Genomic DNA, 26,867 nt, shown 5'->3' on the forward strand with positions numbered 1-26,867 from the left:
CGATTGATCCGATTATTTATTATTTCTTTTGTGGCACTGGACCTGTATAGTCCTCACGTTTCGTCACGTCAACACGCTTAATAAATAATGCTAACACTAAAGCAACTACTGTAACAGCTGCTGCTACGAAGAAACTGAATGTAATGCCGTCAAGCATTGCTTGTTGCATTACCTGTGCCTGAACTTGCGCGATTTGCTCTGCTGTCGGTTGGACAGCAGATGAAGCATTTGCTTTAAGATCAGCCGCAATTTCTGCTGCACGTGTTTTTGTATGAGAGTTGAAGACAGTTACTAGGACAGCTGTACCAATCGCTCCAGCAACTTGCTGAGCTGTATTGTTCATTGCTGTACCATGTGGATTCAAACGGTTAGGTAATGCATTTAAACCGTTTGTCATAATCGGCATCATTACCATTGAAATACCAAACATACGAATTGTATATACCGAAATGATATATAAATATGATGAATCGACATCCAAATAACCTAAACCTACTGTCGCCAATGTTGTAATAGTTAATCCTATAACGGCTAGAATACGCGGTCCGAATCGATCGAATAACTTCCCGGTAATTGGTGACATAATCCCCATCATAATTGCACCAGGCAACATCATTAATCCTGCTTCAAATGGTTCGATTCCACGAACATTTTGTACATAAGCCGGTGTTAAAATCATCCCTGAGAACATAGCTACAGATAGTACCATTGATACGACAGAAGCCAATGCATACGAAGGGTATGTGTAAATTCGTAAATCTAGTAATGGTTGTTCTAAGTTGAATTGACGTACGATAAACCATGCTAAACCAATTGCCCCTGCAGCAATCGTACCCCATACTTCTATTGCTGACCAGCCAGCTGAACTTGCTGTACTGAAGCCGTATAATAATCCGCCAAAACCGATTGTAGACAATACAATAGAAAGTATATCGATTTTAGCATCACGATTTGGAAGGACATCTTCCAGTTTCCAAACTGCCAGTAAGAGTGATAAAACGGCAATTGGAAGAATCATTTTGAACAGAACGCTCCAGTCGTAATGTTCCACAATCCACCCTGACAGTGTTGGTCCGATTGCTGGTGCAAGTACCATAACTAACCCGAACATCCCCATTGCCTGCCCGCGCTTTTCAACCGGAAAACTAATCAGCATTACGTTCATTAAAATTGGTGCCATCGTTGCTGCACCAGCAGCTTGAATCATACGACCCGCTAGTAAAAGTGCGAAGCTAGGCGCAAATGAGGCCAATGCTGTACCAATAACGAAAATCGCCATCGATAAAATGAACAAAGGTCTTGTTCTGAACTTTGTAATTAAATATGCCGAAGCAGGAACCAATACCCCACTTACAAGCATATAGCCTGTTGCTAACCATTGAACAGTTGAATAATCTTGAATATCAAACGCTACCATAATAGATGGTAAGGCTACGTTTAATAATGTGTTATTTAAAAATGCTACAAACGCCCCGACAAATAATACAGCAATCATTAAATATGGAGGTTTTTTAAATGTCTTTATATCTTGTGTTTTATCCATAAATTTTATTTCCCTTCTTTATACGTTCAAACTTCCTATTTCTATACTCGAACTATTTTATACTCGGAGTCCAATAAATACAACAATTTTATACTCTAAGTCTAAAAACATTGCTAATACGCGTTTCAGTCAGTAGAATAGGAGTATAAATCAGCGTATATAGAAATGTTTTTTTCTATTTATTTTTTATATGCACACTGAATCGGATATATTTATTTGGAGGAAACTCATGAATCAACGAAAAAGACAGGTGCTCGACAATGCATTACAGCTTTTTATTGAAAAAGGCTTCCATGAAACATCAATACAAGATATTTTGGACAAAGCACTTATTTCCAAAGGGACTTTCTATAATTATTTTTCTTCAAAAGTAGAATGTTTTACAGCAATTATGGAGCAAACCCGTTATGAAGCGAGCTTGTTACGCCATGAAATGCTATTAAACCAAGATAATACAGATGAAAATTTATTGTTGGAACAAATACTCGTACTTATGCAAATAAATAAGAAACAAAATCTAGCATCCGTGTTCGAAAATATTTTTCAGTCGAACGATAAGGAGCTCAGGGAATTATTAGAGCGCTATCGCTTACTGGAAATTGAATGGGTATCTAATCGGTTCACCGATATTTTTGGCGAAAAAGTACGCCCTTATACTCTTGAGCTCGCTATTTTGTTTTTTGCGATGGTGCATCATTTAACGTATTGTCATCGCTTATTTTATAAGGATATGATTGATCCGAAGAAGATTTTAAGGATTGCACTTCGCAATATTAAAGCAATTTACCCTTCCATGCTGGAAAATGGCGAAATATTAATTACTCAAGATGCTCTTCAACTAGTTGTGGAGAAAAAAATTTACCAATCGGTAACAAAGAGCGATTTAATTGAAAAAGTGCAAGGGTTTCTTGACCAGTTAAAATTGGATGCCGCAAATGGGGTAGGAGCTCAATTCACGGAAAGTATTCTAGATGAGCTACAGCGCGATGAATTACGTATTGCCGTCATTGAAGCATTGCTAAAACCATTTCGTGAAGCTTTTGCAAATACGCCGCATGCTGGGGAAAATGTCGAGCTCGCAAATTTATTATGGTTTTATATCAAAAACGCGGAAAATAATTAAACATGCTTATAACAATAAAAGTCGTATTGAACGTTATACAATGTTCAATACGACTTTTTTAAACTATTTACCGCTCGTCGATATATGCACTTTTAATTGCTTACCTTTTATTGGCGTTGTTTTCATCGCTTTTAATACGAGATTAGCTTTACCGTTTAAAATTTCTACAAACGTTGAAGTATCTAAAATTGTAATAATGCCGATATCTTCGGCACTCATCCCCGGAATTTTTGCAATCGTCCCGACGAAATCAATCGCACGTAGTTTTTTCTTCTTACCACCATTAAAATACAGCTTCGTAATGTTTGCATCGACTTTCGCATTTTTTTGCTTTTTCTTTTGGGGGCGACTTTGCATTTTTTTATCAAAGGCTTCTGTATTGGCATTGACTTCTTCATGGGTAGGTAAGTTCACCTTTGGAATGGCAAAGCCAATAAACTCCTCGATAGCTTCTAAAAACTTATGCTCATAAGGAGTGATAAATGTGACAGCTTTCCCTTGTAATCCAGCACGTCCTGTACGACCCGTACGGTGAACATACGCCTCTTTTTCCATCGGTAAATCATAGTTCAGCACAAGTGAAATGTTTTCAATATCAATACCACGGGCTGCAACGTCTGTAGCAACTAAATAACGGAAATCGCCGCGCTTATAATCATTCATTACAAGTAAACGAGTTGACTGGTCCATTCCACCATGTAATTTATCGACACTATATTCGCGGTCATACAAATAATCATGAAGCTCATCAACACGATCTTTTGTACGACAGAAAATAATGCATGTATCCGGATTTTCGACAACCGCAATTTTCTCTACAGCTGCTGTTTTTTCTTCTTCGCGTACTTCTATAACAGCATGCTCAATTTTTTGAGCAGCCTCCTCTGACTGTACTTCAATATCAATCGGATCATTTAAATAATTGGCAGCCAGTTTTTTTATTGTTTCGGGCACGGTCGCAGAAAATAGCATCATTACTTCTCGATGCTTGACATGTGCCAATATTGCTTCTACTTGTTCAATAAAGCCCATATTCAGCATTTCATCTGCTTCATCAAGGACAACATAGCGAATTTTATCAAGCTTTAATGTCCCTTTTTCAATATGATCCAATACGCGTCCTGGCGTTCCTACTGCAACATGTGTTTTTTGTTTTAGTTCATCTTGCTGATAACGGAATGGTTGCTTCCCGTACAATGCTGTCGCTTTAATACGTTTGTAGCGTCCAATATTTGTGAATTCTTCTTTTACTTGGACAGCCAATTCACGTGTAGGTGTTAATACAAGAGCTTGTGGCTTATTTTCAATCCAATCGATATTTTCGCAAATCGGGATCGCAAATGCAGCCGTTTTCCCGCTTCCTGTTTGTGCTTTTACGATTAAATCTTTATCTTTTAAAGCATGGGGTAATACCTTTTGCTGTACTTCAGTTGGTGCGCTGTAATCCAAATCCTTGAGCGCACGCTGTAATTCTTGTGATAATGGAAATTCCTTAAAATTAGTTGTCATGTTTATTCCTCTTTTTCTTCTATTTATGAATAATTCCTGGGTCAACAATGGCAATAAACTTCTTCGTTGCCTTTGAGAGTGAAACATTTTTTAAATGGACAATCCCTAAACTGCGCTTAGGAATTTGCTGTTGGAGCTCAATTTCATATAAAAGCCCTTTTACTAAGTAATCGGTCGCAAACTCCTTCGTTACACTTGCGACACCTAAATTAATTTTTGCAAATTCTAACATTAGATCATGTGAGCCTAATTCGAATTCAGGTGAAATCGTATATCCCTTTTCTTTTAAATAGTTTTCCACATAAATACGCGAATTTGCTTTTTTTTCTAAAAAAATTAATGGAAGCTTCATGAGCATATCGAGTGTAATAGGCTTTTTCGTTAAATTTTTATATTTTTGTCCGCACACAAATATATCATGAATCTCCTTACAAGGGATAACTTGAAGCTGTGAATCTTGAATTGGCAAGTTACAAATGCCTAAATCCGCTTCCCCTGATTTTATAAATGCTAATATTTCACTTGTTGTACCGTTTAAAACCTTTAGCTTAATGCCAGGATATTTAATATGGAATGCTTCTAAATAAGGAAGTAAAAAATATCTTGAAATCGTATCCCCTACACCAATACGCAAAACGCCGGTACGCAGGTTTTTAAATTCTGCAATTTTTTCTTCCCCTGCATCTAAAATACCAAGTGCGGAATTAACATATTCATGTAATAGCTCGCCCTCTTCTGTTAATGTTACCCCTTTTGGTGTTCTGTTAAATAAAACGATATCGAGTTCTTTTTCAAGTTTTGAAATGGATTGGCTAACGGCTGGCTGTGTCATATACAAAGCTGCCGCTGCCTTTGAAAAGCTCTTATTTCGACTTACTTCATTAAATATGCGATATGCTTCTAACTTTATTATCATATAACCCTCACTTATATCTGATATTAGAATTATTAATTTTACTTATATCACATGAACGAGTTATAGTAAACCTTGTGAGATTTCTTAAGTTTTGCTTAACGGTAAGCAAAAACAATTAAAATATAACTTACAGCTTTTGAAGGAGAGATTATTTTGGAACGTGTAGTAGGAACGGTTGTACGAGGTCTTCGTGGCCCGATTATTAATGAAGGTGATGATATTGTTCAAATCGTTGTCGATACAGCGTTAAATGCCGCAAAGACTGAAGGCTATGAAATTGAAGATCGTGATATCGTGACAGTAACAGAATCTGTTGTTGCTCGTGCACAAGGTAACTATGCAAAAATTTCTGATATTGCATCTGACGTGCAGGCCAAATTTGGTGATGATACTGTAGGTGTTATTTTCCCAATTCTTTCGCGTAATCGCTTCTCTAATATTTTAAAAGGGATTGCAGCAGGCACAAAGAAAATCGTTCTTATGCTAAGCTACCCTTCTGATGAAGTGGGTAACCATTTAGTAACATTAGATGAACTTGATGAAAAAGGAATCAATCCTTGGACAGATGTGCTGACAGAAGCTGAATTCCGAGGTCACTTCGGTTATAACAAACATACATTTACAGGTGTGGACTACATCGAATACTATAAAGAATTAATCGTTGAACAAGGCGCTGAAGTAGAGGTTATCTTCTCAAACAACGCAAAAACGATATTAGATTATACGAAGAGTATTTTAACATGTGATATTCACTCTCGTTTCCGTACAAAACGTATTTTAAAAGCTGCCGGTGCAGAAAAAATTTACGGTCTAGACAATATTTTAGCGGAATCTGTGAACGGATCTGGCTTTAACTCTAACTACGGCTTACTTGGTTCAAACAAATCGACGGAAGATAGCGTAAAATTATTCCCGGATAACTGTCAACCAATCGTTGATGACATCCAAGCAAAAATTTTAGCGGCTACTGGCAAACTTGTAGAAGTAATGATTTACGGTGATGGAGCATTTAAAGATCCAGTAGGTCAAATTTGGGAGCTTGCAGACCCTGTAGTATCTCCTGCCTATACGCCAGGCCTTGACGGTACTCCGAACGAGATCAAGTTGAAGTATTTAGCTGATAATGATTTTGCAAATTTACATGGTGAAGCATTAAAAGAAGCAATTAAAGATTATATTAATAATAAAGAAGAAGATTTAACTGGTAATATGGCTGCTCAAGGTACTACACCTCGTAAGCTGACTGACCTTATCGGCTCATTGTCTGACTTAACTTCAGGATCAGGCGATAAAGGAACACCAATGATTTATATTCAAGGTTACTTCGATAACTATACAAAATAAAAAGAAGAGCCTGGGACAAAACGAAAAACATCTATTTTTCCAAAGAAAAATAGATGTTTTTCTGCTTCTGCCAGAATTGATTTCCGTTACGGGGACGCTTTCCGGGGGCACGGCCTGAGCCTGTAGTCTCAGGCGTCGTGCTGTTCCCCCAGGAGTCGCCCCTTCACTCCAATCAATTCATATAATATCAATTTCTTAATAAGAGTATTTCCCTTTTACAAAGAAATTTCTACTTATGTCCCAGCCTCATTTTTTATTACTTTTCAATACCTTCTGTCCATTTATTCACTCGGTCCTCATTGTTTTCAATCCATTTTTGGGCCGCATCTTTAGGTTTAGTCCCTGAATAAATATCCAGCATTACTTCTTCAATATCTTCTGTAGTCCATTCAAAGGCATCTAAGATTTTAAATGCATCTGGTGCATCTTGTTCTAAGTTTTGACGAACAAACGTGTGAATACTTTCTTCCCCACCGAATACACGTTCAGGATCTTCCAAATATTTTAAATCATAATTTGCAAATTTCCAGTGTGGGCTCCAGCCTGTTACAACGATCTCTTCTTCATTTTTAATCGCTTGCTCTAAAGCAACCGTCATCGCACCTGAAGAAGATGGTTGTAATGACCAAGATTCTAGGTTTGGATAAGTTTCTAACGCTCTTTCCGCAGCTGCAACTACTCCCGCACCTGCTTCAATACCAGTAATTGTAGATGCTGCTTCTGTCGACAGATCCGTAATCGATGCAACTTCCATATAGCTTGGTACAACTAAACCAATTTTTGCACCTTGTAAATTCGGCCCTAAATCTTCAATATCTGCACCATATTTTTCATATTGTGAAGCATGTGTTGCAGGTAACCAGCCAGATACCATGGCATCTGACTCACCTTTTGAGACAGCTTCCCACATAATAGCATTATCTAAAGGTGTAATATCGACTTCATAGCCGACACTTTCTAATACTTCTGCTACTACATACGTAGAAGCAACTTCTGAATCCCACTCAACATAGGCTAAATCGATTGAACCTACATCTTTTGAAGAAGAAGTGTCTTTTGTATCTGTTGTTTCATCTCCACATGCACCTAATAAAAGTGCTGCGCTCATTGCAGTAGCTGCAGGCATCCATTTGAATTTTTTCATTTTATTTTCCCCCATTTGATTTATCTTTATTTAAACTTTGTGTTAATCGGTCTACGATTATCGCAAAGATAACTAAGCTAATACCGGCAACAAATCCGTTCCCAATTTGTGCACGTTGTAATGCTGATAATACTTCTCGGCCTAATCCCGGTGCACCAATCATTGATGCAATAACAACCATCGATAAAGATAATAGTACTGTTTGGTTAATACCGGCCATTATAGTAGCTCTGGAAAGTGGTAGTTCTACTTTTAATAACTTTTGTGTAAACGTACTACCATAAGAGTCCGCCGCCTCAATTAAGTGCTTTGGAACTTGGCGAATACCTAAATTTGTGAAGCGTACAGTTGGCGGTAATGCGAAGATGACTGAGGCAAATACACCTGGTACGACACCAATTCCGAAAAATGCAACCGCTGGAATTAAATACACAAATCCTGGCATTGTTTGCATGAAGTCTAAAATTGGTTTAAGTATTTGTTCAACAATTTTTGATTTAGACATTAGTATTCCAAGTGGTATACCGATTATAATTGCGATTAAACTTGAGAACAGTACAAGTGTAAATGTGTTCATAAGTTGATTCCATAGCTCTTGGTTTAATATGAATAATAAACCTAGTATCGAGAAAATCGCTAAACCAAATCTTTTACCTGTTGCAAAAAATGCTAAAATAGCAATGATAATAATAAATACGTATGGTGGTATAGACGTCAATCCTGATGTGACGAGATCCATTAAATCCGCACCATTATTTTGTATAAAACGGAATTGAGCTGAAAGTGTATCCGTAACTATGTCCATTAAGTCTTCTACTCTATCTGCTACTGGTATTGGAGTTCCAAAATTTAATAGTTTACTCATGATCTACACCTCCGTTTTTTTCAGAGGATAATGAATCTAGTACTACACCGCGGATAAGTACACCGCGCAGTTTCCCCTCTTCGACTACAGCAACAGGTGTCGGAGAATCGGAAATAACCGATAAAATATCCTGTATGACTGTAGATGGTTCAACAATTGGCATATCATTGCGTAGAATTGATTGCAATGATTTTTCACCGGATTGCGCAAGCTCAAGTGCATCATTTGCAGTAATATAGCCTAAATACTTTCGGGCTTTATCTACTGCTAGCAGGACACTTACTTTATCTTCTCTCATACGCTGCAACGCAACTTTTGGCCCTTCATGATCAATTTGAATTGTCATTGGACGAATCATCGCATTTTCCGCCGTCAATACTTTCGAACGATCTACATCTTCCAGGAATGATCGGACATATTCATTTGCAGGGTTAGTCAAAATTTCTTCCCCTGTTCCTACTTGAATGATCTTACCATCCTTCATAATGGCAATACGATCGCCAATACGAAGTGCTTCATTTAGATCATGTGTAATAAAGACAATCGTTTTTTGTAAATTAGCTTGTAATTCCAATAGCTCATCTTGCATTTCTTTTCGAATGAGCGGATCAAGAGCAGAAAAAGCTTCATCCATTAAAATAATTTCTGTATCATTTGCTAACGCACGTGCAAGTCCTACACGTTGTTGCATACCACCTGATAATTGATCTGGATATTGATCTTTATAGGAGAGCAATCCTGCATTTTGTAAAGCCTTTTCTGCTTTTAATCGTCTTTCCTCTTTTGGAATGCCTCGGATTTCCAGGCCATACTCTGCGTTTTGCAAAATTGTACGTTGTGGGAATAATGCGAAGTTTTGAAACACCATGCTCATTTTTTCTCTTCGAACAATTTGTAAGCTCTTTTTATTCAAGTTTGTAATGTTCTGGTTATCTATATATATATCACCGCTTGTTGGTTGAATTAATCGATTTAACAATCGTATTAATGTTGACTTCCCACTTCCTGAAAGCCCCATAATTACGAAAATCTCACCTTCTTCAATCGTTAAACTAGCTTCATATACACCTACAGTGGCATTTGTTTCTTTTAAAATCTGTTCTTTAGATTTTTCCTGCTTAACTAACTTCAATGCTTGTGATGTATTTTTCCCAAATACTTTCGTGACTCGTTCAATATTAATTTTCCCCATAATCCACTTCCTATAATTATAAATTTCTCGCAAGTAACAACTCTTTTACTCTATCAGGTTGTTACAGGCAACAACTTCAATACTAATGAACGTTGTTACTTTTGTCAAATAAGAAGTATCCATTCGAGAATTTCCAGAAAGAAATAGTTTACATTAAACAGAAAAAACTACCACCGAACAAGTTTTCGGTAGTAGTTTGTTTTTATTACAAATATGACAAGCTTCACTAAAGCTAAATGAAAATGGTTACTTTATAGTTGTAAAAAGTGTTTCACATTTGAGTAGCATTCATCTTTACCAATAAAAAATAAAGTGTCTCCAGAAGAAATTGTAGCGTACGGACCAGGAGAAACAATTAGTTCATGATCCTTTTTGATGCCTATAATTGTTGCTCCAGTTTGTTGCCAAAAGTTAATTTCCCCAATATTTTTTGATAAATAAGGACATTGCTCTGTAATATCAATTTGAAAAGGAACAAAAGGATTAATGGATTGATATCTGCTTGTCCGATTAACCATCTCCTCCAGCGTATCCTGGAAGTTATTTAATTCATCAATTTGTTTGCCAATACTATCTGTTAATTGCTTTTGTAAATCCCGTATTGATTTTACTCCCTGCAATCGCTGAACGTAATTGGCGGCATTTTCGTACGAAACGATTACAACACCGCTTCCTTTTGTTGCTTCGACGATATTTAAATCTTGTAAAACGGCAATCGCTCTTCTCGCTGTTTCCGAAGATACATTGTATTGAGATGCTAATGATGAACGTGCATAAATTTTTTCTCCGACAATATATTTTTTTTCAACAATTTTTGCTGCTATATCCTCTGCAATCACTTGATACTTCGGCTGTTTAATTTGGATTTTTTTCTCCATTATTTGCACTCCTTTGTGCTAGGTTCAAAAGATGAGTAAATTTCAATATCTTCACTCTATCGAAATTATATCTGTTTTTTTCATAACCGCAAATTTACTTTTCAATATTCTTTATTTAAATAGTATTTATTTTACATAAAACTTTAAATATAAACAAATAATACTTTTATCTCTGTCATTTCAGTCTCTCTTTAACACCATATTTTTCTGCTTTTCGAAAGGAAATCTCACTTTAACGCTTCAACTTGATAAACTTCTTTATTATTCCGATTAATGATGATAAAATTTTGATATTGTTAAATTAGAAATAGGTGAAATAGTGAAAAAATTATTTAGAAAAAAACCCATTGAGGACCTTTTGCATAAAAGCAATAATTTGCAACTCCCAAAAACATTAGGCGCATTTGACTTAATTTTACTCGGGGTGGGTGCAATTGTCGGAACAGGTATATTTATCTTGCCTGGAACAGTTTCAGCTCTACATGCAGGACCAGGGATTATATTTTCCTTTGTCATTGCAGCTATAGTGTGCGCATTAGCCGCGCTCTGTTATTCAGAATTTTCTTCAACTGTCCCCGTGACAGGAAGCGCTTATTCTTATAGTTATATCGTTTTCGGTGAAATCATCGCCTGGCTCGTTGGGTGGTCGTTGCTACTGGAATATGGACTCGCTACAGCGGCAGTAGCAACTGGATGGTCAGGTTACTTTATTTCCTTATTAGAAGGGTTAAATATTCACATTCCGTTAGCTTTAACCGGACCATTCAACCTGGAAGAAGGCACTTATATTAACTTACCAGCAATTTTTATTATTTTTGTAATCGGAATTTTACTGACAATAGGTATGAAAGAGTCCGCTAGATTTAATGCATTATTAGTTGCGATAAAAATAGGGGTTATTTTATTATTTATTGCTGTCGGGGTATTTTATGTAAAGCCAGAAAACTGGACACCTTTTTTACCATTCGGTATGAGCGGTGTATTTACTGGTGCAGCACTCGTGTTTTTCGCTTACTTAGGATTTGACGCAGTGTCATCTGCAGCTGAAGAGGTTAAAAATCCACAGCGAAGTATGCCTATTGGTATTATCGGCTCCTTATTTATTTGTACATTGTTGTATGTGGTAGTTTCATTAGTATTAACAGGTATTGTCCCTTACTCAAATTTAAATGTAACAGATCCCGTTTCCTTTGCCATGCAAGTAATCAATCAGGAATGGGCAGCTGGCATTATCTCATTAGGTGCAGTGATCGGGATGATGACCGTTATATTAGTAATGATGTATGGCGGCACTCGTCTATTAATGGCATTTGCTCGGGACGGTTTAATGCCTAAAATATTTTCACAGTTAAGTCCAAAACGTAAAACCCCTGTGAAAAACACATGGATTTTTACAATTGTCATTTCTTTTTTTGCTGGATTTGTTCCATTGGCGACATTAGCAGAATTAGTAAACATGGGAACATTAATTGCCTTTATTTTCGTTTCAGCCGGTATTTTAAACTTAAGAAAAAACAAAAACTTGCCGCCTAATGGATTTAAAGTACCATTTTATCCTGTTTTGCCAATCGTATCGCTAGTTTTATGTATTTTCCTCATTACACAGCTGTCAATGCAAACTTGGGCTGCTTGTGGTATCTGGTTCATAATTGGACTCGTTATTTATTTCCTTTATGGAAAAAGAAAATCCACTTTAAAATAGCCTTAGCCTTTGTTAAATGTTCATTCATTTAACAAAGGCTTTTTTCTTTAATCTGACCTTATCAAATTATTCATTTTTGAACCTTTTGCAGGTGTCAATATATTGCTAAGATGATAGATAATTTCAAATAGAAGGAGAATTATCTATGCAAACAACAAGTTCTGTTTCAGCCTCATCCGAAAAAACAAAAGATTTAATTATTACGAGCTTACTTATTTCACTTGTTTTTATCGCAACATTTTTTATTAATATTCGATTGCCTATAGCAGCAAACGGTGGGCTCGTTCATTTAGGGTCGGCAATGCTGTTTACTGTAGCGATATTATTTGGTCCTAAAAAAGGAGCAATTGCAGGAGCTTTTGGAATGGCATTGTTTGATATTCTATCCGGCTGGACATTGTGGGCACCCTTCACTTTTATTACACGTGGAATTCAAGGATATATTGTAGGTAAAATTGCTACATCTAACGGAAAAAATGGTGAGAGTTTTATTTATAATATCATTGCGATACTTATTTCAATTCCCTTTATGTTGGGCGGTTATTATATTTGTGAGCGTGTGTTGTATGGAAACTGGATTATTCCGTTAGCTTCTATTCCAGGCAACCTTGTTCAAAATACAGTCGGACTTCTTATTGCCATACCTGTATGCATTGCATTAAAGAAGCTGTCGATTTTTAAATAATGAAAAAGCTAGCGATAATTTACTGTCGCTAGCCCTTCTCCCTATTATTTTACTAATTTACTGATTGCTTTAAATACGTCGCCTTTTGCTACTTGCTGCATTTCAAATAAGGCCATTTCTACGCTTGTAACAGTAGCTCCAAGTTGTACCATTTTCTGAAGACCTATTTTACTGTTAGCTGTAGTACGTGAAGATACACAATCCGCCAACACTTCCACCTCATAGCCATTAGCAAGTAAATGCGCAGCAGTTTGATAGACACAAATATGTGTTTCAATACCAGCTAATAGAATCTTCTTGCGCCCTGTTTGTTCTAAAGCTTGAACAAATTCTTCTGTATCATATGCACTAAATGTAATTTTTTCGATTGGTTTTTCATCAACTAAATGCTCTGCAATACGTTCATCGGTTGGTCCGAGCCCCTTAGGGTATTGCTCAAGCCATAAAATCGGTAACTCGAGTAATTTTGCTCCCTGTATTACATTGGCAATATTTTTTATGATAAATTCACTCTCATCAACAATTTGTGCCAATTTCCCCTGGATATCAATAAGTACCAGTACCGCTTCTTCTTTTTTAAGCATAAAAATTCCTCCCCCTTTACATCATTCTACTATATTATACTGAATATATCGGATAAAAGAATCCTATATGCTACATTGAAACGAAATAGAGTACCATGTATAGTGATAATAGAAATGGAGGATTTACATGCTACGTCTTAGTTGGCTCATAAGTTTGGGCATTAGTTTATTTGGTGTAATGATTATTCAGCACTTTTTTACGGTTAAACCAGATGATGTTGCAGATGGCGGTAATCTTGGTGCACTTGGTTTAGCGCTTGTCGCACCATTTTTATTATTAAGCTTATTTATTACATATCGTTTTTTTGTTGTAAGTGCGCGCAATGCTAAAGATCATATAATGCGTATGATCTATTTTATATTTGGGGTTGCACTACTCGTCGTTTTGATCTTTTATTCAATTGACTTTAAAGATAGTGTTTATACTTCACTTGGAGGCGATACGACTACGCCTGGCTCTGTCATCTACGGGTTTCCCGTTTTAAATGAATATACAAACCATGTCTTCTTAAATTTTTACACTTTTGGCATCGTACATACAATTAGTGGTCTATTTGGCACAATTGTAGGAATGACAAAGCCAGATAAACAAATTCAACCGTAAATAAAACCCGAATGCTAAAAAATTGCGCATTCGGGTTTTAAATGTTTATAAAATTATCGTACTTCCGCGCCAGCTTGTGCTAATGCTTTTAATACTTTATTGTGCGCTGCAACTACTTCTTCGTCTGTTAATGTACGCTCTGGGTCATAGTATGTTAATGAGAATGCCACTGATTTTTTACCAGCCGTCATTTTTTCCCCTGCATATACATCGAATACTTTTACATCTTTTAATAATGAAGTGCCTGCATCTTTAATAATGCTTACAATTTCACCTGCTGGAGTCGCTATATCCAGTTCTAATGCGATATCACGGCTCATTGCTGGGAAGCGCGGAATCATTGAATAAACAAGCTCTTCTTGCGTCGCACTTAAAATGGCATTCAAGTTTAATTCAGCCACATAAGTTTCTTTTACATCAAATGCTTTTTGTTCTTGCGGATGAAGCTGGGCAATGACACCCACTTTTTCGCCATCTAATAAAACATCAGCTGTGCGACCAGGATGTAAGCCATCTACTTGCGCTTTTGCATAGCCTACGCGAGATGTTAAGCCTAATTTTGCAAATACCGCTTCTACAATACCTTTTGCAACGAAGAAATCAACGTTTTTCTTCTCGCCTTGCCATGTATTATCAATCCATTTACCTGTTAATACAAGTGCCAAGTGCTCTTCTTCAAATGGAAGTTCTTCCGCAGTTTGACCAAGGAATACAGAACCAATTTCATATAATGCCACTGTTTCTGCTTGGCGGGCTACGTTATAGCTTGCCGCCTCTACTAAGTGAGGAATTAAGCTTTGGCGTAGTGTAGAGCGCTCTTCAGACATAGGCATTAATAATTTTGTCGTCTCTTCAGCTTTTAGAGCAAACTTTTGAGCATGAGCAGCAGAAGTTAAAGAATAAGTTACTGCTTGGTATAGACCTGCTCCTTCCATAACATTACGTACAATACGGCGTCCTGCTTGATATGGCGTTAAGCGGCCAACTTGATCACTCGCCGGTAAGCTTACAGGAATCTCATCGTAGCCATACATACGTGCTATTTCTTCCACGATATCTTCCGGAATTTTAATATCCTGACGTCGTGTCGGAGCATCAATGATTAATAATCCATTAACTGCTTCCACATCAAATTTTAAGCGCTCTAAAATAGACAGCATATCCTCTAAAGATATCTTCATACCTAAGCGGCCATTAATGAAGTCAGGTGATACAACTACACGGGCTGGTGTCTTATCTAACTCATCAACTAGCAATGTACCTTCCAGTACTTCTCCCCCTGCTAATTCAGCAAGTAACTGTGCTGCACGTTCCGCAGCAGGAAGGACACGGTTCGGATCTACACCTTTTTCAAAACGTGCAGAAGAGTCCGAACGTAAGCCAATTTCTTTTGAAGTACGACGTACAGATGATGGGTTGAAGTATGCAGATTCGATTACTACTGTCGTTGTAGTATTTGATACTTCTGATTTAGCACCGCCCATAACGCCTGCTACTGCTTCAGCTTCTTGACCATTTGTAATAACAAGGTTATGTGGTTGTAATTTACGTTCCTGATCATCAAGAGTCGTCATCACTTCGCCGTCACGAGCCATACGTGTAACGATTTCACCAGTTGCTAACTTGTCATAGTCGAACGCATGTAATGGTTGACCGTACTCCATTAACACATAGTTTGTAATATCGACTACATTATTATGTGGACGTACTCCCGCAGACATAAGCGCATGTTGAAGCCATAATGGAGATTCTTTTACTTCAATATTTTTCACAACTTTCGCTGCGTACATTGGGTTTGCTTCTTTATCTTCTACTGTTAATTTTAATACATCTGCCGCTTTTTCAGCTGAAGCTGTATAATTAATTTCCGGTAATTTTACATCTTGAGATAAAATTGCTGCTACTTCATAAGCAACACCAAGCATACTTAATGCATCCGAACGATTAGGTGTTAAACCAAGCTCAAGTACTGTATCACGTAAACCTAAAACTTCTAATGCATCCGCACCTGGAGTTGAATCTGCAGGTAAAACATAAATCCCTTCAGCATAAGCTTTTGGCACAAGGCGACCTTCAATGCCTAACTCTTGAAGTGAACAAATCATACCGTTTGATTCTTGACCACGTAATTTTGCCTTTTTAATCTTAATGCCTCCAGGTAATTTCGCACCTGGACGCGCTACGATTACTTTTTGACCTGCATCTACATTTGGAGCACCACAAACGATTTGTTGAAGTTCTTCTTCCCCAACGTCTACTTGGCACACATTTAATTTATCTGCTTCAGGATGCTTTTCTTTTGATACAACATGACCGACTACAACATTTGACATTCCTAGTGAACGGTCAATTACTGCGTCTACCTCAATCCCCGCTCGCGTAATTTTTTCTGCTAATTCGTTTGCTTCTAAAGAAGAAATATCTACATATTGACTTAACCATTTTAATGAAACTAACATTTATATTGTCCTCCTTCTTACACTTCTGCCTGGTGGAATTGTGATAAGAAGCGCGTGTCATTTGTATAGAAATGACGAATATCATCCACACCGTATTTTAACATTGCGATACGCTCGGCACCGATTCCGAATGCGAAACCTGAAACTACCGTTGAATCATATCCAGCCATTTCAAGTACGTTCGGATGAACCATACCAGCACCTAAAATTTCGATCCAACCTGTTTGCTTACAAACGTTACAGCCTTTACCTGAGCATTTATGACAAGATACGTCCACTTCTACAGAAGGCTCTGTGAATGGGAAGAACGATGGACGTAAACGAATTTCGCGTTCTGCACCGAACATTCTTTTCGCAAGGGCATCTAAAGTACCTTTAAGATCAGACATGCGAATATTTTCACCAATTACAAGGCCTTCAATTTGCATGAATTGGTGAGAATGCGTTGCATCGTCTGTATCACGACGGAATACTTTACCTGGACAAATTACGCGAATCGGCTCGCCTTTTTTGGCTTCCATTGTACGTGCCTGTACTGGTGAAGTATGTGTACGTAATAATGTTTCTTCTGAAATGTAAAATGAATCCTGCATATCACGTGCTGGATGGCCTTTTGGTAAGTTCATCGCTTCAAAATTATAGTAGTCTTTTTCTACTTCTGGACCTTCTACAATTTCGTATCCCATTCCTAAGAATAAATCTTCAATTTCTTCAATAACACGTGTTAAAAGATGGCGGTTTCCTGCACGTACTTTTGCACCTGGTAATGTTACGTCGATTGATTCGTTTTCAAGTTGTGCTAAAATTGCTGCCTCTTCTAATGCAGCTACTTTTTTCTCAAGCTCAGCTGTTACATTTTCGCGTACTGTGTTTACAAGGGCACCCATTTTCGGGCGTTCTTCTGCAGAAAGTTTCCCCATTCCTTTTAAAAGATCCGTGATTGGTCCTTTTTTACCTAAGTACGCAACACGAACTTCGTTTACTGCTTTTAAGTCAGCCGCATCAGTGATTTTGGCTAATGCTTCTTGTTCTAATTGCTTTAATTGTTGTTCCATTTTACAAAGTCCTCCTTATTTAGTTAGAGAATAAAGTTAGCTTCTTCAATACGTTGATTTCCATTTCGGCGGACGCTTTCCACGGGCACGGCTCCAGCCTTCTCCCTCGCTTCGCTCAGTCCGGGTGCTTCCGCTCGTGCTGTTCCCGTAGGAGTCGCCGCCTACATTTCAATCAACTAAGTATCTCCAAAAACCACAAAATTCCTACTCATTAGAAATAGCGACATAGTGCCTGCTCTGAACCCGTTGCTTTCCGTTCCGGAAAAATGCTTTCCGCGGGCAAGAATTAGAGTCAAACTTGTTTGTCTCTAATTCTTTGCGCCGAGGATGGCGGCAATTTATTGCGGCCACCGCAGAAGCACCGTCACGCTTTTCCCACAGGATGCTCTGCATGTAGCGAAAGGCTTTAGCCGTCAGCTACACTCATCGCCCTCCACTCCAAGCAACTAATGTTGGCTTTAATAAAGTTACATATACACTATAATAATCACTATTTTTGAAAATAAAAAAACCTCGTCCCCTAAGAAAGGGACGAGGACGAGTTTCGCGGTACCACCCTAGTTATTGCTTTAAAGCAATCACTTCATTGGAGCTAACGACTATGTCTAGCCGGCAATCCTTTCACCACAAGTGGCTCCCGGATGCTGCTCGCGGGGTGAACTTCGCTATACAATTTGTTAGCAAGCTTTCAGTCATGGCTTGCATTCCCTAAAACAAATGTTGTATACCTACTCTTCCCGGTCAAAGCATTTCGTAATATATTCTCCAACTAGTTTAATGTATAACTGAATACTTTTCAACTAGCTGGAGAAATTTTAACGATTACATATCCCAGATTAGAATTAATAATGTACCTAAAATAGTAAGTACGATTAAACCAAGACCGTAAATGATGTTTGAGTAGATAGCCCATTTGTCTTCTGTTTCACCAGCATGCATGAATACCATGAACTGTAAACCTGCTTGAATGAATGCTGTTACTAGCAGGATGATCATTCCAGTTGTGAATGACATATCTGTGAAGTAAACAAGCATTGCAATCACTGTTAAAATCAGTGAAAATACGAAGCCCATAATTTGGCCTATTGGAAAGAACTTTGCCATAGATTACATCATTCCTTTCAAGTAAATGAAACTGAAGATGAAGATCCAAACTACATCTAGGAAGTGCCAGTAAAGTGAGAATACGAATGCTTTACCCGCTGTTACTGAAGTCAGACCACGTTTAGCGATTTGAATCATAAGGAAGATACCCCAGAATAAACCGAATGTTACGTGAAGACCATGTGTTCCTAAAGTTGTCAATAAGATAGAAGTGAAGGCACTTACAGTAATACCTGCACCTACATGTGCATAGTGTACAAATTCATAAATTTCGACAGATAAGAATGCCGCACCAAGTAGTAATGTAATACCCATAAATGTCAACGTCGCTTTTTTACTACCAAGACGCATCGCATGAATGGCTAGACCAATTGTAAAACTTGATGTTAACAGGATGAATGTCTCTGCTAATACTGGAGTAATTTCGAAAATTTCCGCACCAGTTGGACCGTTACCTGTACGATCCACTAGTGTGAAGTATGATGCGAATAATGTACCGAATAACATAATCTCCGCACCTAGGAAAGTCCAAAAACCAAAGATTTTTAAGCTATTTTCTTCAGTAGAATACTCTAAAGGAACATTGTTATTTACTTTACCCATTATTTCGCACCTCCTTTTTTGTCATAGCTTTTTTCTGTTTCTTCCACTTCATGTTTGTGGATATGATAGCCATGGTCGTCCTCCATAGAACGGTAACCCATACAAGCTAAAATACCGATTAAGCTGATGATTGCCAAAGTAAACATACTGAATACTAGAGCGAAACCACCGATGAAGAAGAATACTGATAAAATAAATGTTTGACCTGAGTTATTCGGCATATGAATATCTTTAATTTCACCTTTGAATAACTTCGTGCCGTTTTTCTTAGAATCCCAGAATGCTTCTGAAGTTGAATCAGTTACGTCTGGAGTAATTGCAAAGTTATAGTGTGGAATTGGTGTATGTGTCGCCCACTCTAGACCACGTGCATCCCATGGATCTGATCCAATGTCGCGTGGAGAGTTTTTGAAACTGTACCAAATATTCCATACAAGCATTAAGAATGAAACAGACATAATACCAGCACCAACGAATGATACCATGTTCAACATGCTGAATCCTGTTGATTCTGAATATGTGTACATACGACGAGCTTGACCGTCTAAACCAGTAATATACATTGGAATGAATGCAAGTACGAAACCTGTAGACATTACCCAAACAGTAGCTTTACCAATACGTTCATTTAACATGAAACCAAACATTTTCGGCCAGTAGAACGTTAAACCAGCTAACATCGCATAAACAACACCAGGAATGATTACGTTATGGAAGTGAGCTACTAAGAACATAGTATTGTGGTATTGGTAGTCAGCTGCTGACATCGCAAGCATAACACCTGTTACCCCACCTAGTGTAAATAAAGGAATGAAGTGCATCGCATATAACATCGGCGTTGTCATTTCAATTTTCCCTTTATACATTGTGAATAACCAGTTGAAAATCTTAACCCCTGTTGGGATGGCAATAGCCATTGTTGTAATTGAGAAAATCGAGTTCGTGAATGCACCTTGACCCATTGTAAAGAAGTGGTGAGTCCATACAGCGAACGAGAATACTGAAATTACGATCATAGACCATACCATTGAGTTATAGCCATATAAATTACGACGTGAGAATGTCGAAATAACTTCAGAGAAAATACCGAATGCCGGTAAAATTAGGATATATACTTCAGGGTGACCCCAAACCCAGAATAGGTTGGCCCAAAGCATGTCCATACCACCATCACCGATAGTAAAGAACTTAGTATCAAATAGACGATCCATCGTACCCATAGCTAAAGCTACAGTTAGTACAGGGAATGCAAATACGATAATTAAGTTTGAGATAAGCGCTGACCAAGTGAACATTGGCATTTTGAATAATGTCATACCAGGCGCACGCATTTTAAAGATTGTCGTTATGAAGTTAATACCTGTCAATAACGTACCAAGACCCGCGATTTGCAGCGAGAGCATGTAGTAGTTTGTACCAACGGATGTACTGAACTCATTACCCGCTAATGGGAAATAAGAAGTCCATCCTGAATCAGGTGATCCACCGATAATGAATGAGATATTAAATAATCCCATACCCATGAAGAATAACCAGAACGCTAAGTTGTTTAAACGTGGGAACGCAACGTCACGTGCCCCGATTTGTAATGGTACTAAATAGTTAAAGAAGAAAGTAATGAATGGCATTGCCATGAATAAAATCATTACTACCCCGTGAGTTGTAAATACTTCGTTATAGTGTTGTGCATCTAAGAAGCTGTTTTCTGGAACAGCTAACTGTAAACGCATCATTACAGCATCAACACCGCCGCGGAATAGCATTACTAAAGCGACGATTAAATACATGATACCGATTTTTTTATGGTCAACAGTTGTAATCCATTCACGCCATAAGTAACCCCATAATTTAAAGTAAGTAACAACAGCTACTAACGCGATACTTCCTAAAACTATTGAAGCCATTGCGATATAAATCAAGGTACTTGGGTGTGGAACTGCAAACTGTGCAAAAAATTCCGACATAGTAGTTACTCCTTTCAAAAGTGCTTACTTTCAAAATTAATGTGAAGAGTGATCCTCTTCTTCTTTTTCATCATCTTCATCTGAAGAATCGTGGTTGTGTTCAGGAGCTGGTGAGAACTCTAAATGAGTACCTGTATAAGTTGACTTACCAAGATGACCTGGCTCCAATAATTCTTCAAACTTTTCTTCTGTTAGAGGTGCAGCTGTTTCATGAACTTCTGTTACCCACTCGTCAAATTCTGCTTGCGTTAAGGCCGTTACATCAAATATATTTTCTGCTGTACCACGACCTGAGAAGTTCGCGTTACGTCCCCAGAATTCGCCTGGGTTATCAGCAGCTAAATGTAAAGTTGTTACCATGTCTGCCATCGCGTATTTCTGACCACCAAGTTGTGGAATCCAGAAACTTGTAATTGGACCGTAAGAATAAAGTTTAAATTCAATTGCTCGTCCAGCAGGAATGTATAAGTAGTTTACTGTTTCAATTCCTTGCTCTGGGTAGCTGAAATGCCATTTCCAGTTGGATGATGAAGCATAAATTACTAATGGCTCCTGATCTTCGTATGCTTGAGGAACATTTTCTACAATATAGTTACTCTTTACAGATACGAACGATAAGAAAATAACGATAATTACAGGAATACCAATCATAATTGACTCTACAAGCCAGTGACCGTGAATGTGCGGTGGCTCATAATCTGGACTTTGTTTTGAAGCGCGGTACTTAACTAACATAAACACCATAATTGCTAATACTGCTAGAACAATCCCTGACATTAGATAAATTAATAACATTGTGTCGTCGGCTTGTCTTTGAGCTTGAGGACCTTTAGGATCAAGTACTGCTAACTTGTCGTTACAGCCTGCTAATAAAATAGCTCCTAGTCCCATGAAAGAGATTAATGTTCCCTTCATATTTACTTTCATAGTTGGACTCCTTTCCAATTAAATAAAGCTTGTTAGATCTTGCTTAAGCGCTTTCATCTGAGAGCGAAAATAAAATAGTGAAAATAGTGCAATTCAATTGAATAAATTCACTTACAACTTTTAACACTATGCATATAGTGTTAAATATAATGGATAATCCCCCAATCCATCATTACCAAGTAGGAAATTTAGATTGAAGTCCATAATTAACAGTTTGCACAATTTTTTCGAAAGCATTATTTTATTTTTTCGTGCGGCAACTTCAAGCGCTTGTCTAACCTACTTAGATTTTAGTTAAACAACAAATAAGTGTCAAAACATCAAATTGGAAAAAACCCTTAATTCTTACTATTTTCGCGCTTTTATTTATTGGTATTTTAAAATAATAACGAAAAATACAGTAAAACCGCGCAATTGCGAGCGAATAAACAGCTCGATTTCAAAAATGACATTTCTATGAACATAATGAAGTAATTCTTTTGGGACTAATCAGAAAAATACATTTGCCCTATTTCACTGGATTTATTTACATAATAATGCCTTTAAATGCCAAAAACACAAGGGTTTCATAGGTGAATGAAGTGACCCCTAAAAGTTAGACACGGTTATTTCATCTAGGCAGCTTGGGTGAACTGAGTTCGGTATTGCACCGGACTCAGTTTTAATTTTGCCTTGATTCGTTTCGTGTTGTAATATTTCATGTATTTTTCTAGTTCTACTTTAAAATGCTCGACACTTTTGAATTCCTTTAAGTAAAGGAATTCAGATTTCATAATCCCAAAGAAATTCTCCATCACTGCGTTATCATGACAATTCCCTTTACGTGACATGCTTTGCACAACGCCTTTTGCTTTTAGGGCATGGCGATATTGTTTCATTTGATAATGCCAACCTTGATCGGAATGCATCAATAGCTGGTGTTCCTTTGGTAATCTTTCTAAAGCTTTCTCTAACATCTCTGAAACCAATGAATACGTTGGTCTTGAGCCAATCGTATATGTAATAATTTCTCCGTTAAACAAGTCTAAAACAGGCGATAAATACAGCTTCTCACCAAACAATTTAAACTCTGTAATATCCGTTACCCATTTCTCATTAGGGGCGTCGGCTTTAAAGTTGCGATCCAGAATATTATCCGCAATTTTACCAACTGTGCCTTTATACGATTTATATTTTTTCATGCGAACGATGCACTTCAAACCTAGAACCTTCATGATGCGTTGAACCTTCTTATGATTCACTTTTTGCCCACGATTCGCGAGCTCGTCCCGAATGCGACGGTAGCCGTAACGACCCTCATGTTCGTCATAAATCGCTTGAATTTCAGCCTTTAAATCAGCGTCTGGGTCTGGTCGATTCATCTTCTTCACTAAATTGTAGTATGTGCTACGTTTGATTCCTGCGAATACCACAAGCGCCTTCACCGAGTATTTATGCCTTAATTCATAGATGACCTTTACTTTGTCTTCTTTGGTGATTTTTTCTTGGCTTGAACTAAGGCGTTCAACTTTTTTAAATACTCGTTTTCCATACGTAGACGATTGATTTCCGCTTGAAGCGCTTCAGGTGAGCCTTCTACTGGTGCTATTTTTGATTGTTTGTTCGTTTCTTTTTTCATGGATGGACGCCCCTTTTTCTTTGATTGAAGGGCATCGAATCCTTTTGTTTCAAACTGTTTTCGCCATTGAAGTATGGTTGATGGTGCTGCTATACCAAAGATAGCCGCTGTTTCATTTAAGGACGTACCGTATTCAATCATGTAATTTAGTACGTCTAGTTTAAACTGCGCCGAGTAATTTGTATATCGTTTTATAAAGGCTTCTGCTCCGTTATATTTATATTGTTTCGTCCATTTTATAATTGCCGCATGGTCTGTTCCTATCGATCGGGCGATTTCGATAGAACTCTCTTTCCCCTCTAGGTATCGTAAAACGGCTTTCAGTTTGTCCTCTGCTGAATATTTCGCCATATAAAAACTGCACCTCCAATTGTTAGATGTGTCTAACAATTGGGGTGCAGTTCAGAAATACTATGAACCCCTGTGTTTTTTATTGTATTATTTAACAAATGCATATAATAAAATTCCAGTAGCTACTGCTACGTTCAATGATTCTGCACCACCTAGAATCGGAATAATAACATTTTGGTCTGTCTTTGCCAAAATTTGCGGATTTATACCGCTGCCTTCATTCCCTACTATTAGTGCAAATGCATCACTTTTTTCAATATCTCTATAGGATATTGATTCTTCCAATGAAGTACCGTATACACGAACTCCATCTGCTTGTAAATTTTCAATCCATTCCATTAAATCTCCTCGGATAACAGGAATATGAAAATGTGAACCCTGTGCAGAACGCAATGATTTCGGATTAAATGGATCGACACAACCTTTTCCCAAAATGACAGCATCTATTCCTGCTGCATCAGCAGTGCGGATCATTGTCCCGATATTGCCTGGATCTTGAACGGCATCGACTAAGAGAACTTTACGCCAATCATATTGTTCATCCTCTGAAATTGAGCGCTGTTTACAATGTGCAAATACACCTTGTGATTTTTCTGTTTCTGCAATTTCCTTTGCAACTGCTTCGTTAACGTATACTATTGTCACATCATCAATTGCCCATAATAAAGGTAAATCAACGCCTTCTCGAACAATAATTTGAACAATTTGCTCTTTGTGCTTTAAAGCTTCCTCTACTAAATGGAAGCCTTCTACTATATATTCTTCTGTTTTCTCCCGCTCTTTACGCTGAGTAACAAGCTTCTTCCAATGCTTCACTAGACTGTTTTGTGTAGATTCTATTCTTTTCATAATTTCCCGTCCTTTTTCAGTACTCGAAGTTACATTCTATCATAAATTTTTCGTAATCTATACCGCAATGCAATGTATAAAGTTGATAAATTGGTACAAAGTATGGGAAAAGGAGGTTTCATATTTATATGGATTTTCAAATTCGGCAAGCTATCACTGCAAACGTAATGGGTTCAGATGCAGCAGAATTTCAGGATATTGTTAATGATGCAATTGCACGAGGTGAGGAACATTTGTTACCTGGACTCGGAGTATTTTTAGAAACATGGTGGAAAAGCGCAAATGAAAATGAGCGCAATGAATTCACCCAAAAATTGGCCCAACAATTTGTTAATTAAAATTAGTATGACCCATTATTAGTATATACAGTGATTTTTAAATAAAAAACAAAAAGCAATCTGGCGTCTCCCAGATTGCTTTTACTATGTAGCGATGAAGCATTCCATCTTGAATACAAACATCACTTGTAATCCTGCTATAAATCGTCACAGCGTCTCCCGTTGTTATTCATATTGGACTACTACATAATTTGCTCGCCCTACCTGCTTGCAAATCTGTACGAAAGCAGATGTGCCTGCAACCCGCAGGACACCATCTCCTAGATCTTTATGCTAATAAAGATACTAAAACTGCTTTTTGAGCATGCAAACGATTTTCCGCCTGCTCAAATATATAGGAATTTGGTCCATCAATAACTGATGTCGCAACTTCTTCCTCACGATGTGCCGGTAAACAATGCAAGAACATATAATCTGGCTTAGCATGCGCAACGAGTGCGTCATTAATTTGATAACCAGTAAAATCTTTTAATCGTTTTTCCGTTTCTTCTTCTTGCCCCATCGAAGTCCATACATCAGTGTATATGGCATCTGCATTAGTTACAGCTTCTACTGGGTCATGCGTTACAAATACTGTCCCACCATTTTGGGAAGCAATGTATTGCACTTTTTCAATAATATTCTCATTACATTCATATCCTACAGGAGTAGCAACGGATACATGCATTCCTACATGTGCAGCAGCAACGATAAGTGCATGCGCCACATTATTGCCATCCCCAATGTATGCTATTTTCAATCCTTTTAGTTCACCTTTATTTTCGGCGATTGTTTCAAGGTCCGCCAATGCTTGGCAAGGATGATCGATATCTGTTAAACCGTTAATAACTGGCACAGTAGCATACTCGGCTAACTCTTCAACCATTGCATGGGAATTAGCGCGAATCATAATACCATCCAAATAGCCGGACAAAACTTTTCCAGTATCTGATATTGGCTCTCCGCGTCCAATTTGCATATCCCGGGCATTCATATACATCCCATAGCCACCTAATTGTTGCATACCAACTTCGAAGGATACACGAGTACGAGTTGAGCTTTTTTCAAAAATCATACCGAGCGTCTTACCTTCCAGTAGACGTGGACATTTTCCCGCTTTAGTGATTATTTTTAGTTGTGTAGCGAGTTCAAGCAATTGCTTTACTTCCTCACTTGTATAGTCAAGTAGCGTTAATAAGTCTTTTCCCTTCAGACTTTCAACAGGCTTTAATTGAACCTCTTCCAATAATTTCATATAACACACCTCTGTAAGCTTTATATTGATTTTCATTATACATATGCATAAATATAAAATCAAGCGAATTAATATAAATTTTTATAATTAATTAAATTATTCAATAATTATACATATTCAGTAGTTAGACAGTTATGATAAAAAAATTACTTGAACGACAATTTTTAGTTCACAGATAGAAAATTATTAATTTACCATTGAATTCCCATTCACTTTTAAGCATAATATTTTAAAGAACTGTTTTTTGTGAAAATTCACTTAAAACAAAATAAGGAG

23 protein-coding genes and 1 other annotated feature are annotated in these 26,867 nt (G+C 37.5%); of the genes, 6 read left to right on the forward strand and 17 right to left on the reverse strand.

Features of this window, described 5'->3' with window-relative positions; all coding sequences use genetic code 11:
• Positions 1–19 precede the first annotated feature (19 nt).
• Positions 20–1,543 (reverse strand): DHA2 family efflux MFS transporter permease subunit, encoded by a 1,524-nt coding sequence (locus NYE67_RS14080; protein WP_191700513.1) that lies wholly within the window; start codon positions 1,541–1,543, stop codon positions 20–22.
• Between the two features lie 229 nt (positions 1,544–1,772).
• Between NYE67_RS14080 and NYE67_RS14085 the strand changes: the two genes are divergently transcribed.
• Positions 1,773–2,666, forward strand: coding sequence for a TetR/AcrR family transcriptional regulator (locus NYE67_RS14085; RefSeq protein ID WP_340728623.1), 894 nt, complete (start codon positions 1,773–1,775; stop codon positions 2,664–2,666).
• A gap of 63 nt (positions 2,667–2,729) precedes the next feature.
• Here the strand turns inward: NYE67_RS14085 and NYE67_RS14090 are convergent, their stop codons facing one another.
• Together NYE67_RS14090 and NYE67_RS14095 are read right to left on the reverse strand one after the other, a co-directional pair.
• Positions 2,730–4,175, reverse strand: a complete 1,446-nt coding sequence (locus NYE67_RS14090; RefSeq protein ID WP_340730300.1) for a DEAD/DEAH box helicase — start codon at positions 4,173–4,175, stop codon at positions 2,730–2,732.
• A gap of 19 nt (positions 4,176–4,194) precedes the next feature.
• The gene (locus NYE67_RS14095) at positions 4,195–5,091 is read right to left on the reverse strand and encodes a LysR family transcriptional regulator (RefSeq protein WP_340730301.1); all 897 of its coding nucleotides are present in this window, start codon (positions 5,089–5,091) and stop codon (positions 4,195–4,197) included.
• Positions 5,092–5,244: 153 nt separating this feature from the next.
• On the opposite strand from NYE67_RS14095, the gene NYE67_RS14100 reads away from it, so the two are divergent.
• Positions 5,245–6,435: a coenzyme F420-0:L-glutamate ligase gene (locus tag NYE67_RS14100; protein WP_340728627.1), complete on the forward strand. Its 1,191-nt coding sequence runs from the start codon at positions 5,245–5,247 to the stop codon at positions 6,433–6,435.
• 256 nt (positions 6,436–6,691) lie between these two features.
• On the opposite strand, the gene NYE67_RS14105 is transcribed toward NYE67_RS14100, so the two are convergent.
• The 4 genes from NYE67_RS14105 to NYE67_RS14120 all read right to left on the reverse strand — a co-directional run bounded on the left by NYE67_RS14105 (position 6,692) and on the right by NYE67_RS14120 (position 10,514).
• On the reverse strand, positions 6,692–7,579 hold the full coding sequence (locus tag NYE67_RS14105; RefSeq protein WP_340728628.1) for a glycine betaine ABC transporter substrate-binding protein: 888 nt from the start codon (positions 7,577–7,579) through the stop codon (positions 6,692–6,694).
• Position 7,580: 1 nt separating this feature from the next.
• On the reverse strand, positions 7,581–8,444 hold the full coding sequence (locus tag NYE67_RS14110; RefSeq protein WP_340728629.1) for an ABC transporter permease: 864 nt from the start codon (positions 8,442–8,444) through the stop codon (positions 7,581–7,583).
• Positions 8,437–9,636: a quaternary amine ABC transporter ATP-binding protein gene (locus tag NYE67_RS14115; RefSeq protein WP_340728630.1), complete on the reverse strand. Its 1,200-nt coding sequence runs from the start codon at positions 9,634–9,636 to the stop codon at positions 8,437–8,439. Before NYE67_RS14115 ends, NYE67_RS14110 begins: the two co-directional genes overlap by 8 nt.
• A gap of 251 nt (positions 9,637–9,887) precedes the next feature.
• On the reverse strand, positions 9,888–10,514 hold the full coding sequence (locus tag NYE67_RS14120) for a TrkA C-terminal domain-containing protein (protein ID WP_191700521.1): 627 nt from the start codon (positions 10,512–10,514) through the stop codon (positions 9,888–9,890).
• Positions 10,515–10,833: 319 nt separating this feature from the next.
• On the opposite strand from NYE67_RS14120, the gene NYE67_RS14125 reads away from it, so the two are divergent.
• Both NYE67_RS14125 and NYE67_RS14130 read left to right on the forward strand, forming a co-directional pair.
• Positions 10,834–12,216 (forward strand): amino acid permease, encoded by a 1,383-nt coding sequence (locus tag NYE67_RS14125; protein WP_340730302.1) that lies wholly within the window; start codon positions 10,834–10,836, stop codon positions 12,214–12,216.
• 145 nt (positions 12,217–12,361) lie between these two features.
• Positions 12,362–12,901, forward strand: a complete 540-nt coding sequence (locus tag NYE67_RS14130) for an ECF transporter S component (RefSeq protein ID WP_340728632.1) — start codon at positions 12,362–12,364, stop codon at positions 12,899–12,901.
• 44 nt (positions 12,902–12,945) lie between these two features.
• Here NYE67_RS14130 and NYE67_RS14135 read toward each other — a convergent pair whose 3' ends face one another.
• Positions 12,946–13,485, reverse strand: a complete 540-nt coding sequence (locus NYE67_RS14135; protein WP_340728633.1) for a hydrolase — start codon at positions 13,483–13,485, stop codon at positions 12,946–12,948.
• Between the two features lie 127 nt (positions 13,486–13,612).
• Here NYE67_RS14135 and NYE67_RS14140 point away from each other — a divergent pair, with 127 nt between their 5' ends.
• Entirely contained in the window at positions 13,613–14,089 is a 477-nt protein-coding gene (locus NYE67_RS14140; protein WP_340730303.1) for a nucleoside-diphosphate sugar epimerase, read from the forward strand.
• Between the two features lie 53 nt (positions 14,090–14,142).
• On the opposite strand, the gene pheT is transcribed toward NYE67_RS14140, so the two are convergent.
• The 8 genes from pheT to NYE67_RS14180 form a co-directional block, all read right to left on the reverse strand.
• Positions 14,143–16,548 carry a phenylalanine--tRNA ligase subunit beta gene (pheT, locus tag NYE67_RS14145; protein WP_340728635.1) on the reverse strand — a complete coding sequence of 802 codons (2,406 nt, stop codon included), beginning with the start codon at positions 16,546–16,548 and terminating at the stop codon, positions 14,143–14,145.
• Between the two features lie 17 nt (positions 16,549–16,565).
• Entirely contained in the window at positions 16,566–17,603 is a 1,038-nt protein-coding gene (gene pheS, locus NYE67_RS14150) for a phenylalanine--tRNA ligase subunit alpha (RefSeq protein WP_340728636.1), read from the reverse strand.
• A gap of 524 nt (positions 17,604–18,127) precedes the next feature.
• Positions 18,128–18,357, reverse strand: a binding site (T-box leader).
• 68 nt (positions 18,358–18,425) lie between these two features.
• On the reverse strand, positions 18,426–18,707 hold the full coding sequence (qoxD, locus tag NYE67_RS14155; RefSeq protein ID WP_340728637.1) for a cytochrome aa3 quinol oxidase subunit IV: 282 nt from the start codon (positions 18,705–18,707) through the stop codon (positions 18,426–18,428).
• A gap of 3 nt (positions 18,708–18,710) precedes the next feature.
• On the reverse strand, positions 18,711–19,310 hold the full coding sequence (locus NYE67_RS14160; protein WP_191700528.1) for a cytochrome (ubi)quinol oxidase subunit III: 600 nt from the start codon (positions 19,308–19,310) through the stop codon (positions 18,711–18,713).
• On the reverse strand, positions 19,310–21,274 hold the full coding sequence (gene qoxB / locus NYE67_RS14165) for a cytochrome aa3 quinol oxidase subunit I (protein ID WP_340728638.1): 1,965 nt from the start codon (positions 21,272–21,274) through the stop codon (positions 19,310–19,312). Before qoxB ends, NYE67_RS14160 begins: the two co-directional genes overlap by 1 nt.
• A 36-nt stretch (positions 21,275–21,310) precedes the next feature.
• Positions 21,311–22,201, reverse strand: coding sequence for a cytochrome aa3 quinol oxidase subunit II (qoxA, locus tag NYE67_RS14170; protein ID WP_340728639.1), 891 nt, complete (start codon positions 22,199–22,201; stop codon positions 21,311–21,313).
• 614 nt (positions 22,202–22,815) lie between these two features.
• A protein-coding gene (locus tag NYE67_RS14175; protein ID WP_340729482.1) for an IS3 family transposase occupies positions 22,816–24,170 on the reverse strand; the annotation gives its coding sequence in 2 pieces (ribosomal slippage) (positions 22,816–23,717 and positions 23,717–24,170; 1,356 coding nt in all).
• An 87-nt stretch (positions 24,171–24,257) separates the two neighbouring features.
• The gene (locus tag NYE67_RS14180) at positions 24,258–25,019 is read right to left on the reverse strand and encodes a TrmH family RNA methyltransferase (protein WP_340728640.1); all 762 of its coding nucleotides are present in this window, start codon (positions 25,017–25,019) and stop codon (positions 24,258–24,260) included.
• A 128-nt stretch (positions 25,020–25,147) separates the two neighbouring features.
• Here NYE67_RS14180 and sspI point away from each other — a divergent pair, with 128 nt between their 5' ends.
• A complete protein-coding gene (gene sspI / locus NYE67_RS14185) occupies positions 25,148–25,357 on the forward strand; it encodes a small acid-soluble spore protein SspI (protein ID WP_340728641.1) in 210 nt (69 codons plus the stop codon).
• Between the two features lie 268 nt (positions 25,358–25,625).
• Here sspI and argF read toward each other — a convergent pair whose 3' ends face one another.
• Positions 25,626–26,591, reverse strand: coding sequence for an ornithine carbamoyltransferase (argF, locus tag NYE67_RS14190; RefSeq protein ID WP_340728642.1), 966 nt, complete (start codon positions 26,589–26,591; stop codon positions 25,626–25,628).
• Positions 26,592–26,867: the final 276 nt, after the last annotated feature.

It is taken from the genome of Solibacillus sp. FSL W8-0474 (assembly GCF_038004065.1).
In the GTDB taxonomy this organism is placed as follows: domain Bacteria; phylum Bacillota; class Bacilli; order Bacillales_A; family Planococcaceae; genus Solibacillus; species Solibacillus faecavium.